The 14,456-nt window shown below is 58.8% G+C and carries 14 protein-coding genes; 7 read left to right on the top strand and 7 right to left on the bottom strand.

What is annotated here, in order from left to right; all coding sequences use genetic code 11:
- Positions 1-10 precede the first annotated feature (10 nt).
- Together EPD60_RS16140 and trxA are read left to right on the top strand one after the other, a co-directional pair.
- Positions 11-1,828: a glycoside hydrolase family 13 protein gene (locus EPD60_RS16140; RefSeq protein WP_131450561.1), complete on the top strand. Its 1,818-nt coding sequence runs from the start codon at positions 11-13 to the stop codon at positions 1,826-1,828.
- An 81-nt stretch (positions 1,829-1,909) separates the two neighbouring features.
- On the top strand, positions 1,910-2,281 hold the full coding sequence (gene trxA, locus EPD60_RS16135; protein WP_131450560.1) for a thioredoxin: 372 nt from the start codon (positions 1,910-1,912) through the stop codon (positions 2,279-2,281).
- Here the strand turns inward: trxA and nhaA are convergent, their stop codons facing one another.
- Entirely contained in the window at positions 2,282-3,445 is a 1,164-nt protein-coding gene (gene nhaA / locus EPD60_RS16130) for a Na+/H+ antiporter NhaA (RefSeq protein WP_131450559.1), read from the bottom strand.
- A gap of 253 nt (positions 3,446-3,698) precedes the next feature.
- On the opposite strand from nhaA, the gene EPD60_RS16125 reads away from it, so the two are divergent.
- The 3 genes from EPD60_RS16125 to EPD60_RS16115 all read left to right on the top strand — a co-directional run bounded on the left by EPD60_RS16125 (position 3,699) and on the right by EPD60_RS16115 (position 5,095).
- Complete coding sequence (locus tag EPD60_RS16125; protein WP_131450558.1) at positions 3,699-3,992, top strand: RNA recognition motif domain-containing protein; 294 nt, start codon at positions 3,699-3,701, stop codon at positions 3,990-3,992.
- Positions 3,993-4,095: 103 nt separating this feature from the next.
- Complete coding sequence (locus EPD60_RS16120) at positions 4,096-4,542, top strand: cold shock domain-containing protein (RefSeq protein ID WP_131450557.1); 447 nt, start codon at positions 4,096-4,098, stop codon at positions 4,540-4,542.
- Between the two features lie 358 nt (positions 4,543-4,900).
- Positions 4,901-5,095, top strand: a complete 195-nt coding sequence (locus EPD60_RS16115) for a hypothetical protein (RefSeq protein WP_131450556.1) — start codon at positions 4,901-4,903, stop codon at positions 5,093-5,095.
- Positions 5,096-5,196: 101 nt separating this feature from the next.
- On the opposite strand, the gene dctA is transcribed toward EPD60_RS16115, so the two are convergent.
- The 3 genes from dctA to EPD60_RS17315 all read right to left on the bottom strand — a co-directional run bounded on the left by dctA (position 5,197) and on the right by EPD60_RS17315 (position 7,531).
- Complete coding sequence (gene dctA, locus EPD60_RS16110) at positions 5,197-6,492, bottom strand: C4-dicarboxylate transporter DctA (RefSeq protein WP_131450555.1); 1,296 nt, start codon at positions 6,490-6,492, stop codon at positions 5,197-5,199.
- A gap of 123 nt (positions 6,493-6,615) precedes the next feature.
- Entirely contained in the window at positions 6,616-7,173 is a 558-nt protein-coding gene (locus EPD60_RS16105) for a M23 family metallopeptidase (RefSeq protein WP_131450554.1), read from the bottom strand.
- A 223-nt stretch (positions 7,174-7,396) separates the two neighbouring features.
- Positions 7,397-7,531 (bottom strand): hypothetical protein, encoded by a 135-nt coding sequence (locus EPD60_RS17315; RefSeq protein WP_262708850.1) that lies wholly within the window; start codon positions 7,529-7,531, stop codon positions 7,397-7,399.
- 172 nt (positions 7,532-7,703) lie between these two features.
- On the opposite strand from EPD60_RS17315, the gene xth reads away from it, so the two are divergent.
- Positions 7,704-8,477 (top strand): exodeoxyribonuclease III, encoded by a 774-nt coding sequence (gene xth / locus EPD60_RS16100; protein ID WP_131450553.1) that lies wholly within the window; start codon positions 7,704-7,706, stop codon positions 8,475-8,477.
- A gap of 39 nt (positions 8,478-8,516) precedes the next feature.
- Here the strand turns inward: xth and EPD60_RS16095 are convergent, their stop codons facing one another.
- The 3 genes from EPD60_RS16095 to EPD60_RS16085 form a co-directional block, all read right to left on the bottom strand.
- Complete coding sequence (locus EPD60_RS16095; protein ID WP_131450552.1) at positions 8,517-8,978, bottom strand: RES family NAD+ phosphorylase; 462 nt, start codon at positions 8,976-8,978, stop codon at positions 8,517-8,519.
- Complete coding sequence (gene parS, locus EPD60_RS16090; protein WP_131450551.1) at positions 8,975-9,466, bottom strand: type II RES/Xre toxin-antitoxin system antitoxin; 492 nt, start codon at positions 9,464-9,466, stop codon at positions 8,975-8,977. Before parS ends, EPD60_RS16095 begins: the two co-directional genes overlap by 4 nt.
- A 117-nt stretch (positions 9,467-9,583) precedes the next feature.
- The gene (locus tag EPD60_RS16085) at positions 9,584-10,054 is read right to left on the bottom strand and encodes a hypothetical protein (protein ID WP_131450550.1); all 471 of its coding nucleotides are present in this window, start codon (positions 10,052-10,054) and stop codon (positions 9,584-9,586) included.
- A 306-nt stretch (positions 10,055-10,360) separates the two neighbouring features.
- Here EPD60_RS16085 and EPD60_RS16080 point away from each other — a divergent pair, with 306 nt between their 5' ends.
- Positions 10,361-14,398 (top strand): FG-GAP-like repeat-containing protein, encoded by a 4,038-nt coding sequence (locus tag EPD60_RS16080; protein ID WP_131450549.1) that lies wholly within the window; start codon positions 10,361-10,363, stop codon positions 14,396-14,398.
- Positions 14,399-14,456 lie beyond the last annotated feature (58 nt).

Below are 14,456 nucleotides of genomic sequence, written 5' to 3'. Positions count from 1 at the left end.
AATCGAAATCATGATCCGGAAAATTATTTCACGCGCTCTTCTCGCTGCACTGGCGTCGGTGGCCGGCGTTTCTGCTGCCACCGCGCAGGCCGACCATACACCCGGCTGGAGCAAGGGCATTGTATGGTACCAGATCTTTCCCGAACGCTTCCGAAACGGCGACCGGGGCAATGACCCCACCAGGGCCGACCTTGGCGGCGCCTATCCCTTCGACGACACCTCGGCCTTCAGCATCCACCCGTGGACCAGCGACTGGTATGAACTGCAACCCTACGAAAAAGCCAACGGAAAGGACATCTGGTTCAACATCCAGCGCCGCCGCTATGGCGGCGACCTCCAGGGCATGATCGACCGCCTCGATTACCTGAAGACGCTGGGCGTGGAAGCTATTTACACAACGCCGCTTTTCTGGTCGCCTTCATCGCATAAATACGATGCGTTGATGTACCACCATATCGACCCCACCTTTGGTCCCGACCCCGAAGGCGACAAAAAGCTTATCGCACGGGAGAACCCGCTCGACACAGCCTCCTGGAGCTGGACAAAGGCCGACCTTCTTGCCCTGCGCCTCATTGATGAAGTGCATCGCCGAGGCATGCGGATCATCTTCGACGGGGTGTTCAACCACGTGGGCATCCGCAACTTCGCCTTCCAGGACCTGGAGAAAAACCAGGAGGCCTCGCCCTACAAAGACTGGTTCATCGTACAAAGCTTCCGCGACTCGGCCAAGGGCACACCGTTCCGCTACAAAGGCTGGTTCGGGGTACGCACGCTGCCCGAGTTCCGCGAAGACAGCGGCGGCATCGTGGCCGGTCCGAAGCAATACATCTTCAACGCCACGCGACGCTGGATGAACCCGATGAACAAGGGCATCGCCCATGGCATCGACGGCTGGCGTCTCGACGTGGCCTACGACGTAGGCCATGCGTTCTGGAAAGACTGGCGCAGGCACGTCCGCTCCATCAACCCGCAGGCCTATATGACCGCTGAGCTCGTAGACCCCATCGAAAAAACACGGCCCTACCTCCAGGGTGATGAATTCGACGCGACGATGAACTACAACTTCGCCTTTATCATGCACGACTTTTTTGTGCAGGACAGCCTGGCGATCAAAGCAAGTGCCTTCGACCAGCGCCTGAAGGCCCTGCGCGAAGCATTCGGAAACGGCGTTGCGCTGAATATGCAAAACCTCATGAACAGCCATGACGCCACCCGCATCGCGAGCGCCGTGGCCAACCCCGACGGCAGGCGCTTTGGCGACTGGGGCAAGTATTTCAACTGGAGCCAGAAGAGCAACAATAAGGGCTACAACGCACGCAAGCCTACCCCGGAGCAGCGCCGCAAGCAAAAGCTCATCGCGGCCTTTCAGCTGCTTTACCTGGGCGCGCCGATGATCTATTACGGCGACGAAGCCGGCATGTGGGGCGCCAACGATCCCGACTGCCGCAAGCCCATGGTTTGGAAAGAGCTTTCTTATTCACCCGAAACGCACAACCCCGACCAGAGTCTTCATGCCCCCGATGCGGTGGCCTTCGATGCGGACCTTTTCTCCTGGTACAAGCGCTTTATCGGCCTGCGCAAGAAATACCCGGCGATCCGCACCGGCTCTTATGAAACCCTGGTTACGGATGATGCAAGACAGGTCTATTCCTTCAGCCGCAAGCTGGGCAATGAAGAAGTGGTGGTGGCCGTCAACCGCGGTGCAAAGCCGGTAGAATTTACCCATCCGCGGATCGCGGGCGGTGGCTTCCGCGATGCCCTCAACGGCAAAGCTGCCCGCACCGCCCGGGTTGCCCCCATGGGTATTGTCGTTCTTGTAAAAAAATAATACGAAGACGCGCAAGGCCGTGCCGGTTTCCCTCCGTGGAACTGGCACGGCCTTGGCGTTTCTGTTGCACAAAAAGTATCTATGGCAACGATCCGGATGAGCACGCAGGATTTCAAGGATAAAGTATTCAATTACGAGGAAGACAAAGAGTGGGAGTATAAGGGCGCGCTACCGGCGATCATCGACTTTTACGCCGACTGGTGCGGTCCCTGCAGGGCCATTGCCCCGGTGCTGGAAGAGCTGGCGGCGGAATATGAAGGCCGGCTGCTGATTTATAAAGTAGACACCGAAGCCGAGCAGGAGCTTTCTGCTGTTTTTGGAATCCAGAGCATCCCTACCCTGCTGTTCATCCCGACCGAAGGGACACCGATGATGCAGAAAGGTGCCATTCCCAAAAATGCGTTTCAGCAGGTGATCGAAGAGCAGCTGCTGCAGCGGGCCGGTGATGCCTGATCAGGCTGCAGCCGCGGGCTTCCGAAGGTAGAAAACCAGGAGCCCTATAAGTGCGGACAATGTGGAAGCCAGCAGGATGCCGAGCTTCGACGCGGTAACCAGCGCGCCGTCGGTAAAGGAGAGGTTGGCGATGAACATCGACATCGTAAAACCGATACCGCCCAGGAAGCCCGCCCCGGTCAGTGCGCGCCAGCCGAGCCCCTCCTGCCGGTCGGCGATACGCAGCCGCAACACAAGCCAGGACGCGAACAGGATACCGGTCACTTTTCCTACGAACAGTCCGAGGATAACTCCAAGCGAGTTGCGGCCGGAAAGTGCCGCCATGATATCGGCGGGCAGCGCAATCGCCGTATTGGCAAGCGCAAATACCGGGAGGATCAAAAAGGCCACCGGCTTGTGCAGGAAGTGCTGGAGCCGGAGCGATATATTGCGGTCATCGACTTCGTGAAACGGGATGGCAAAGGCCAGCAGCACACCGGCAATAGTGGCGTGCACCCCGGATTGCAGGAGACAATACCACAGCAGCACGCCGGGTACCAGGTACAGCAGCAGTTGCCGTACGCGGAGCCGGTTCATCAACAGCAGGCCGGCGAAAATGCCAAGTGCTCCTAACAGGTAGGCCAACTGTATCGTCCTGGTGTAAAAGAAAGCGATCATCAGTATGGCACCGATGTCGTCGATGATGGCCAGGGCTGCCAGGAACACTTTCACGGCGACGGGTGCGCGACGACCCGCAAGTGAGAGAATGCCGAGCGCAAAAGCAATATCGGTGGCCATCGGGATGGCAAAGCCCGACTGGGTGGATGTGCCGCGATTCAGTGCAAAGTGGATAAGCGCCGGCACCACCATACCACCGACGGCAGCGACCAGCGGCAGCACGGCTTTGCGCAGGCTGGCCAGCTCACCCACATAAAGCTCCCGTTCCACCTCGAGGCCCACCATCAGGAAAAAGATCGCCATCAACCCATCGTTGACCCAGTGCTCTATGCTGAGGTGGAGCTTTGCGCCGGCGGGACCCAGTTCCTGGTGAAAGAAATGAATATACCCTGCGCCTCCGGGGCCGTTGGCGATAAGCAGGGAAACGAGGGTGCAAACGACGAGCAGCCCGCCCGCCACTTTCTCGCTGTGGAAGAAATTATGAAAAAAGTCCCTCGATCGCCTCATGGCTGTGATTGGCGCCGAAGATAGGAACAGGAAGCCGGTTCGAAAGTGTTGAACAACCCCGGCAAGGCCCGAGCCTTTGCAAATAATTGGCACTATTCTGCCGGTAAAATCGTACCTTTACAGGGTTAAAATTTGAGCCTCGCATCTAGTATCGGCTAATTATCCTGCAACGCAGCCTCTGCCTCCGCAATTTAGTTATTCACTTACTCCTTGCCTTACTCAGATAATTTTCTGAATTTTCAACACTACACGTATGAACATCTACGTTTCAAACCTGAGCTACGGCATCCAGGATGGAGATCTGGGAGACTTTTTTGCGCCTTATGGCCAAGTGAGCTCTGCAAAAGTTATTATGGACAAATTCACGAACAAAAGCAAAGGCTTTGGTTTCGTTGAAATGAGCGACGACGAAGCCGCCCGCAAGGCGATCGCCGAGCTCGACGGCGCTTCTGTTGACGGCCGCACCATCCGCGTGATGGAAGCCCGTCCGAAAGAAGATCGCCCGGAGCGCAGCAACAATGGCGGCGGCCGCGGTGGTCGCTGGTAAGATACCCGTGAAGGCCTCCTGCGGGAGGCCTTCTGTTTTAAACAATAACCGGGAGCGTACGGCCCTTTTGAACCGGCACTTCCGTCACCTCTAAAAACAATAAATGGCAAGATCAAAAGAAACCTTCAGCAAGCGCGAAGTAGAAAACAAAAAGCGCAAGCAGCGCCAGGAAAAAAAGGAGCGCATGGCAGCCCGCAAAGAGCAGCCCGCAAAATCCTTTGACGACATGATTGCCTACCTCGATGAGAACGGCAACCTCACTACTACCCCGATCGACTACAAAAAGAAAAAAGTGTACAAGCTCGAGGAGATCCCCGATGCTGTGCCCAAGGCAGAGCAGTTCTTCGCGGACGATTCCTTGCACAACGGCACCGTGCAGTACTTCGGAAAATCGAAAGGCTTCGGCTTTATCGAAGACAGCACCACCGGCGAGCGCATCTTCGTTCACAAAGACCAGTGCAATTTCCCCATTCAGGAAGGCGACAAGGTTACCTTCCTCAAGCGGATGGGTGATCGTGGCCTGCTGGCTATGAACGTGCGCAAGCAATAAGCATCGCAGTTACTGTACACAACAAGAAAGGGAAGCCGTAGCTTCCCTTCGTGTTTTTCATCTATCAGCAGGACCTTCCTTTACTTCAGCCATTCAAAGGAGTTCGCTTGTAAATCAGAAGCCGTGCCCTTGCTCCGGCATATTTTGAGGGGTAAAGGATTTGAGGTGTTCCAATAACTGGTGATACTTCAGGATGAAGCGGGTGCGAAAATCCAGGTAGCGATCCATCGCGCGCACCGGGTCGTCTTCACGGTCGAGCTCGGGCTATTGCCGCGCCGTCTTCCCTAACACGGGGTGGTTAAAAAATTTCGCGGCACTTATGGCATTCTTTTCGCGCCGTTTTCCCAAACTACCATTTATGGCAAATAATAACAACCGCGGCAACAACCCGGGCCGTGAAAATGAAGGCAGCAAGCCGTCAACGAAGAGCCGCACCCAAGGTGCGCCGAAAACCACGCAGACCGGCGGTCAGAGCGGTGGCGGCACGCATCGCAGGGGCTTCAATGAGGAGCCCCACCAGGGCAAGCGCACCCCTTCCGACGACCGGAAATAAAGATGCAGCGCAACAACAGAAAAGGCAGCCTTGTCGGGCTGCCTTTTCTGTTTACTCACCGCTGTCAAAAAAAAAGCGGCCAAAGCCGCTCCGTCATTTTGCTATACAACCGGTCCGCCCGGAGGCGCGGCCGCATCGCTATAGGTATCGCTTAGCGGCCGGTGCCCTTCCACTACGGCACGGTAGCGCACAAGGTCTACCTCGTTCTCGCTCCGGGCGATCACAACGGTGGCCACCGTGTTGCCCATGAAATTGATCAGGGCGCGGCCCTCGCTCATAAAGCGGTCGACACCGATGAGCATCGCCACGCCTTCTACCGGCACCACCTTGAGTGCGGCCAGCGTGGAGGTAAGCACGATGAACCCGGAGCCGGTAACCCCCGCGGCCCCCTTGCTCGTCAGCAGCAGGATCCCGATAACCGTTGCCTGCTGGCCAATGCTGAGGTCGACGCCAAAGACCTGCGCCAGGAAGATGACACTCATACTCAGGTAGATCGTCGTTCCGTCGAGGTTGAAGCTGTAACCCGTCGGGATCACCAGGCCCACGACGTCTTTGCGGCAGCCGGCGTCGGTCAGCTTTTGCATTACCGATGGCAGCACGGCCTCGCTGCTGGACGCGCCGAGCACGATCAGGATCTCCTCCTTTATATAAACCAGCAGCTTCCAGAGGCTGATGCGGTAATACCGGCACACGAGGTTCAGTACCACGAAGATGAACAGCAGGCCGGTGGCATAAAAGGTCAGCAGCAGCTTGCCCAGCACCGCCAGGGTGCCGAAGCCAAACTTGCCGATCGTAAAGGCCATCCCGCCAAAGGCACCAAGCGGGCTCACCTTCATGATCATCTTCAGGATATTGAAAAGCACTTTATTGATGAGCTCGAAGCCCTGCAGCACCGGCTGCCCGGCAAGACCGAGCCCACGCAGACCGAGAGCAAAAAGCACGCTGAAGAACAGCACCTGGAGAATATCACCCTTGGCAAAGGCCTCGACGATGTTTGCCGGCACGATGTGCGAAAAGAACTCGCCCCAGTTCATATCGGCGCCCGCTTTTACGGCAGTTGCAGCGGCAGCCGCCGCATGGGGCGGGGCGATGCCCGCGCCGGGCCGGATCCAGTTGGCCGTTACCAGCCCGATAAGCAGCGCCAGGGTGGTGACCACCTCGAAATACACCAGCGCCTTGAGGCCAACGCGGCCCACCTTCCGCACGTCGCCCGCCCCGGCAATACCGAGTACGATCGTAATAAAAATCAGGGGCGCGATCACCATACGGATCGCGTTGATGAAAGTTTCGGAGATCAGCTTTGCCGCCGGTGCGAAGGAAGGGAAAAGCCAGCCCGTGAGAATGCCCAGGGCAATGCCGATCAACACCTGTATATAAAGGACTTTGAAGATTTTCATGCGGCGCAGGCGCCTCCCTACATCGATGCCGGCAGCAGCATCGCCCGGGTGGCCTTCCGGCTCCAAAATACGCGAAGCCGGCAACTTCTGCCGGCTTCGCTGATTCGTTTTTCCTTTATCGGGTCAGGCCTGACCTCTTTTCGACTTCTTTTTGGAGGATGGTGCAGCCGCCAGCACTTTTGGTGCGCCCTTAACATAAGGCAGCGGGTTTACCCAATGGCTGCCCTTCGTAACCCCGAAATGCAGGTGTGACGGCGTGGTGCGGGCATTGCCGGTGTTGCCTACCGTCCCGATCACCTGGCCCTTGTGCACCCATTGCCCCTCGCGCACGTATTGCTTGTCGAGGTGGGCGTAGTAAGCGGTCCATCCCTGGTGGGCCGACTTGAGCCAAAGCGTTTTCCCGCCGATCGGCATCTGTGCCCGCTCCACAATCCGGCCATCGGTGAGCGCCACTACGGGCGTCCCTTTCCGGGCATGAATGTCGATCCCTTTATGCCGGCGGATACCGCCATCACGGCTTGCGCCCCATTTATCACGGATGATGCTTTTTTTACCGGCTACCGGGAACACCACGGCAGCGGTCCGGCCCGTTCGTACGGACGTCTTGTGCTTGCGGGGAGCGGCAAATGCAGAAGAAAAGGCGACCAGGGCGGTCAGCAACAGCAGGGAGGTTCTTTTCATCAGGAAGGATTTAGGCTTATAACCCGATTCGCGCGCTTTTATTTTACAGGAGATGCAAAGAGATTCTTAAAATGAAGCGGCACCCTGCAAACCGGCTGGCAGCCTGCTGCGACATCCGCCATTACCGGCACATTCTTTCAGATAAAGCCGAAATATTCATGGTCCCCATCCACCGGCTGCGGGTACGACCCGGGGCGACGGCTTTAACAAGCGACCGCCGGCATCAGGCTTTGAGCAGGTTGAGCGGCGCCCCGATCAGGAGCAGCAGGCCAATGAGCAGGAGCACCAAAAGGTATTGCACCAGTAGCTGCCAGGGATTTTTGCCTGCGGGCGATGATGGACTTGTCGGCTTATGCACTTTTGAACGAGTATTGTAGTTCTACGGTAATAATCAGGCGACGGCGATCGCCCGACAGGCGCCGAAAATAAGACAGGCCTTTTAGTCTACAAAATTTATATAGTAAACAAAATACCCGACTGTCGACCGCAAGCGAAAAATTGCTAGCTTGTCGGCCTAAGAAAACCCGACCATGCGTATCGCTACTTACAATGTCAATGGGATTTCCGCCCGCCTGCCGGTGTTGCTGCGCTGGCTGGAAGAAACGGCACCCGATATCACCTGCCTGCAGGAGCTGAAAGCACCGCAGGAAAAATTCCCGGAAGAAGCAATCCGCGCCGCGGGCTACAGCGCCGTGTGGCACGGACAAAAGAGCTGGAACGGGGTGGCGATCCTCTCCCGCATCGGCGATCCTGTAGAAATACGGAAAGGCCTTCCCGGAAACGACGAAGACGAGCATAGCCGTTACATCGAGGCGGAAGTTGGCGGCATCACGGTCGGCTGCCTCTACCTGCCGAACGGCAACCCCGCACCCGGGCCCAAATTCGACTACAAGCTGTCGTGGATGGAGCACTTCCACCAACATGCGGCAAGTCTGCTGAAAAAGGGCGGCCCGGTAGTGCTTACCGGCGACTACAACGTGATCCCGGAAAACATCGATGCTTACCGCCCCGAGCGCTGGGTTACCGACGCACTCTTCTTTCCCGAATCGCGCGCGGCCTATGCCGCCCTGCTGAAAAGCGGCTGGACGGACGCGCTCCGGCACCTGTACCCCGAAGAAGGGATCTATACTTACTGGGACTATTTCCGCAACGCCTTCGGGCGCAATGCGGGCATCCGGATCGACCATTTCCTGCTCAGCAAAGACCTGGTAAAACGACTGAAATCCGGTGGTGTAGACCGCGATGTGCGCGGCTGGGAAAAGACCTCGGACCATGCGCCGGTATGGATCGAGATCAAGGACTGATTTGGGTTAGCATAGAATGAGGACCGCTCCGTGCGGATGTCACCTCCGGAACAGCCGCTTGTCGAATGAGAACGGCGTCGTGGCTTTTACGATCACTTTTCCGAAGTCGGTATGCGCCGGGTTGAGGAGGTAGTTGAAATCACCTTCCACCACCGCTGATGGCACGCGCAACACCAGGAACCTGCCTTCGCGCGCAAAGGCGTCTCCCACCCGTTGTGTCGCGTCGGCATGCGGGAAGTCGTTCCACCCGGCGGGCAGCGTCGCCGGGTCGATTTCATGAATTGCCGCTTTGTCGGGAAACTGGATGGTGACCATGTGGTAATCTTTCGGCACGATCCCATAGGGCAGGTTTACAGCGAGTTCGGCCATGCAAAGCGCCCGCGAGGAAGCGGTGTACAGGAGCGCCGTTCCGCGGCTGTTCCAGCGACCGCCATAAAGCTCTGCGCCTTTACCCGAAAGGTCGTTCTTGAAAGCACCCTTGCTGAGGCGGTAAACGATCATGCGAAGAGGCCGTGTTCGATGCGCCCGAGTGCGTCTTTAACGAGGGTGACACCGAATTTGGTATCCAGCAATTCCTTCGGCACATAACCGCCGAGCGCGATATTGCGCTCACCGAGCCAGGTATTGAACGCGTCCTGGTCGCCGAATACCGACACACCGTATTGATACAGCATCGTCAGCTCGATAATGCGTTCCGATTGAATGGCGGGCCAGGGCTTTTGCTCTTTCTGGTTGCGCTGCATGGTGCGCTCCGACACCTGCAGGTAACCCGCCCACTCGGCCTGAGAAAAAGGGGTGATCTTGGAGATCTCGTTGAAATCATGCACCGATACGCCCGCCCGCACCAGCTCAATGATGGCCAGCAGGTTCTTATCATCGTCCGACAGGTGCGCGATGGTGCCGTCAGCCGGCGACTTGCCGCCTTTGATCGGAAGCAGGGAATACCAGGCTCCTTTGCTGCGCCGGCCCGCGGATGAACGTTGTGCCATATCAGTGCGTTTCGCCAAAGTTAGGAAAAATGTCGTAAAAATAGTGCCAAATGTCGCCAGGGAGATGGCACACAAAAAAGCCCCGCGGATGCGGGGCTGCAATACGGAACCGATCAATTATTTAACGGCGGTCTTGAGGTAGTTGCTGATGCTCTCGTCGCTCTTCCCGACATTGGACACCAGCAGCTTATCGTCGCCGATCAGCAGGGTGGCCTTCAGGCTGTGCATGTCGAAGGGAACGCCGTTGAGTACGAAGCTGTGCTCGTTGCCGGCGTCCACCTGTACGTTCTTTCCGAAAAACTTGCCGAGGATGCCGCGGAGTTCAGGCTCGCTGCTCCAGCGCATCGAAAATACTTCCACCTTCTTGCCTTTATAGGCGGCGCGGATGGCGTTGAGGGAGGCTTCGTCCTGCGCAGTGGGCGGCTCGGAAGGATTCCAGAGCTGTACCACATAATAATTCTTAACCGGGCTCTTTACGGGAGCGGCGGCGGCCTGCGGGGCCGCTTTGCGGGCAGTGCCCTGGGCCTGGACGGCTCCGGTGGTATACAGGGCAAGGGCCAGGAGCGCCAGCTTGGAAAGCGATTTCATGATGCAATAATTTGGCTAAATATAGCAAATCTGCCCGATCAGGCGGCTATGGCCTCTTCCGAAGCTCCCATCAGGGCGCCGGAAAACACAGTATAGCAGGCGGCCCAGGCTCCTTGCGGTTCGTCATTCCAGGCGGTGCCAGCCCCTGCTCCAGTATACATAGCCGCGCCGGGGCCAGGGGCTTCTGCCTTAGTTGAGCAGGAGGCGGTATGGACTGCCGCTTCCGGGTACGGGAGTGGGGGCATTCGCCCCGATTCCTTAATTTTATACGACCAGCTGCACGATGCTGACCAAAACACAATCCTTATGCGCTTTTTTCGTAGTGCCCTCCTGCTGCTTTTCGTAATGGCGGCCGGGACGGCGGCGGCCCAGCTCCGCCAGGTTTATGTTGACCTGTCCACCACCGACAATAACATCTCCAAGCTCTCCTTCTTCGGGCCCGCCAAAGGTTATATCGCCTCGTCGGGCGCGCCCGACTGGATCGGGTATACCACCGACAGCGGACACAGCTTCGTACGCAAGCCCATCACCCTGACCAACGTAGATTTCAACGGGTATCCCGTCAACCTCACCTTCGGCTTCACGGTCAACGGGGTGCATGCCTTCAGCCAGGATACGGTGATCGCTTATGGCGACTACGGCCTCGTCCCGGCGATCCTTTACTCGGTCGACGGGGGCAACACCTTCAAACTTGTTTACCATTCGCAGTTCAACAACTTCCAGTTGCGCACCGGGGTGATGGACATGATCTTTCCCGGCGGCGGCAGCACCGGCATTGCCGTCGACGCCGACCGCATCCTGCGCTCCACCGACCGGGGCAAGACCTGGAGCACGGCGCAGGTGACGGCGGGTCTTTACCTCGAGCACCTCGAAGCGCCCGATGCCAATACCGTTATCGCCTTCAACAAGGTGTATGGCGACAGCCGCGCCTTCCGGAGCACCAACGGGGGACAATTCTTCTCCGCGCTCACGATTCCCAACAACAACAACTCGACCTCGAAGCTCGGGTACATTCATTTCCTGACCGCCCAGAAGGGGTGGATGAGCGTGTACAACTACAACCAGAACGGGCTTGTGTATTACACCGGCAACGGGGGCAGCAGCTGGACGCTTCAGAACAACGAGCTGGTGACGCCCTTCCACGGCGGCAAGTTCGAGTTCGTCAACGACAGCACCGGCTATGCCCTGTATATGTACGATGTGTACCGCACCAGCGACTCGGGCAAGGTATGGGAACCCCTGCCCCGCGACAACAACTTCTCCTACCTCGGCTACGGCAACAACGACGTCCAATGCCTCACGCCCCAGCAGTTCTGGGTGGGCGGCGGCCGCGATCACCTGCAGCTGAGCACCAACGGCGGCGGCACGCCCTTGCCGCGCGCGGCCTTCACTGCCGATACCCTCGGCGTGCTGTCGACGGGCATCGTGCGGCTCCAGAATTACTCGAAGCGTTTTTACACCAGCCGCTGGATCGTGAACGGCACGCAGGTGAGCACCTCGTACAACACCACCTACAGCCATGCCGTGGCGCGGAGCTCCGACACCGTGCAGCTGATCGTGAGCAACGGCCAGAAGGCCGACACCCTGCAGCAGATCCTGTATTTCTACGTACCGCCGATTCCCTTTATCACCGTTTTCAGCCCGGCCTCGGGAAGCACCGGCACACGGGTCCGGATCCAGGGCGACAACTTCAACACGGTAACCTCGGTGCGCTTCGGAGGGCTGTCCGCCACCTCGTTCACGATACTCAACAACAATACCATCGATGCCATCGTCGCCGGGGGCAGCTCCGGCAACGTATCGCTGGTGAATGCCTACGGGACGATCAGCGCGCCGGGCTTTACCTATATCGCGCCGCCATCGGCGGCCGCCCCGGTTGTTACGGCCCTCAGCCCGGCCTCGGGCCCCGTCGGCACGCAGGTCACCCTCACCGGCAATAATTTTGCGCCCACGCCTGCGGGGAACATCGTTTACTTCGGCGGCATGAAGGCCACGGTGAGCGCCGCCACCGCTACGCAGATCGTTTGCCAGGTACCGGTGAGTGCCTCCTTCGGACCGATCACGGTGCTCAACACCCTCAACGGGCTACAAACCCGTACCGAAAAGCGCTTTGCCGTGACCCGCCCCGACAGCAGCAATTTCAATACACAATCCTTCCGGTATGCCTACGGCTTCAGCTTCCCCTACCCTATCGGCTCGAAGGGCGCCGCGGCCGGGGACGTGGACGGCGACGGAAAGCCCGACCTGCTGACCCTGAAGTCGTCACCGGACTCCCTGTTCGTTTACCGGAACCGCAGCACCGGGGGCAACTTCGACTTCGCGCCGCCGGTATTCATCCGGAAAAGCCTGGCCTTCAACTTCGGCGATCTCTACCTGCGCGACGTGGACGGTGACGGCCGGCAAGACCTTATCTCGCCCACCAATTCCGACTCCGTTCTCGTATTCCGGAACAACAGCACGCCGGGAACGATTGCCTTCGACGAGCCGCTCAACCTCGGCACGCCTACCTCCACGCACGGCACCGACGCCATCGACCTGGATGGCGACGGCCGTCCGGAGCTGGCCATTGCCTGCTTCAGCGACTCCAGGCTGTCGGTGCTGCGCAATACCAGCGCCCCCGGCCGGATCTCCTTCGGCGCCCCGGGCAACTTTGTGCTTCCCGGGCCGGGCGTAGGCCTCGCCACGGACGATATGGACGGCGACGGCAAGCCGGATGTGGTGGTAATGAGCGATAACAGCCTGGTGACGGTGGTTTCGGTATTCCGCAACACCAGCACGACTGGAAACATCGGTTTCGCCACCCGCCTGGACCTGCCGGGCATCAACGACTGGACCGGCAACGGCCGCACCATCAACGTCGCCGATTTCGACGGCGACGGAAAAAAAGACATTATCCTGAACGGGTCGGACAGCATCACCATCTTCCGCAACACCAGCACCGCCGGTGCCCTTTCGTTCGCGCGCGCTTTCCACGTCAACGATGCCCGCTCCTTCAACCGCGGCCTGGTGGAGAACCTGAGCGGCGACAGCAAGCCTGACCTGGCCGTCTGTTCCTGGGGCGGACGCACGCTGTTCCTGGTGCGCAACACTTCCACCCCGGGACAAATCAGCGTCGACCCGACGGTCTCCATCACCGAACCATACCCGAACAATACCGCGATGTACGATATCTGCGCCGCCGACTTCAACCTGGACGGCCATATCGACATCGGCGTTTCCTCGCCCGAGCAGCGGTTTTCGATCTTCACCAACAACCTCAACGGGGTAGACGAACGCGAGCTGTGTGTGAACGGGTATGCCGAACTCCTTTCTGACCTCACCGGCACGAGCTACCAATGGCAGGTGGATAGCGGTTCGGGTTATGCGAACGTGCCGGCTAGCGCCACCGTTACCGGCACTGCCGCCAGGACGCTTACGATCACCCGCTTCCCCGCGACCTGGGGCGGCGCCCGCTTCCGTTGCCTGGTCGACGGCAGCCGCTACAGCGCCAGAACCCGTTTCGCTCTCCGGACCTACCCGGTGCCGGCAGTTACGGTAAGCGCGAGCGCCACTACGGCCTGCTCGGGCAGCAACGTCACCTTTACCGCTTCCGGCAGCAACTGGGGCAGCAACCCCTTCATCCAATGGTTTGTCGACGGCAACTATGTCTCCACGGGCAGCCCCGTATTTTCATCCAGCAGCCTGGGCAACGGCGCCATCATCCAAGCGCAGATCACGAACAACGACTCGTTTCGCTGCACGTCGTACTCGCGCGACACGAGCCTGCGGATCGTAATGACCATCAATCCAACGCAGCCCCTGGCGGCCACCATCACCGGCAACACCACGGTGGCTCCGGGCAATAGCACGCTCATCAGCGCCGCACAGGTCAACGGCGGCACTTCGCCGGCCTACCAATGGTCGGACAGCACGAGCGCGACCGGCTGGCACGACATAGGCGGAGCCACGGCTGCGTCGGTCACGTATGCGCCCGCCGTCAACGGCGCCCGGCTGCGCTGCCGGGTCACCAGCAATGCGACCTGCGCATCGCCGGCGACGGTTTACAGCAATACGCTCACTTTCATCGTTGGCAGCACCACCGCGCTCCCGGGCATACCAGCCGCGGAATACGGAATCTCGTGGTATCCCGTGCCGGCGCGGACGCAGCTCAATATGTCCGGGCTGCGTCTTTCAGACAAATGGGAGCACCTGAAGCTACTTTCAGCTGATGGCTGTACAATTCTCATAAGAAACATCACGGGCCAGCGTAGTCTCATCCTTCCGCTGTCGGGGTTGCCGGCAGGCGAGTACCTGATACTGCTCCAGGGCCGCGGCAGCGAAGCGCGCTTCCGCATCGTTCACTAACAAGCCGATTTGAAAATCAAAAGGCGGCCGCATGCGGCCGCCTTTTGATTACGTATTT

This window comes from Flaviaestuariibacter flavus, assembly GCF_004337505.1.
In the GTDB taxonomy this organism is placed as follows: Bacteria; Bacteroidota; Bacteroidia; order Chitinophagales; family Chitinophagaceae; genus Flavisolibacter; species Flavisolibacter flavus.
Note: the sequence above shows the minus strand (reverse complement) of the source record. Positions and strands in the feature narration are given on the sequence as shown.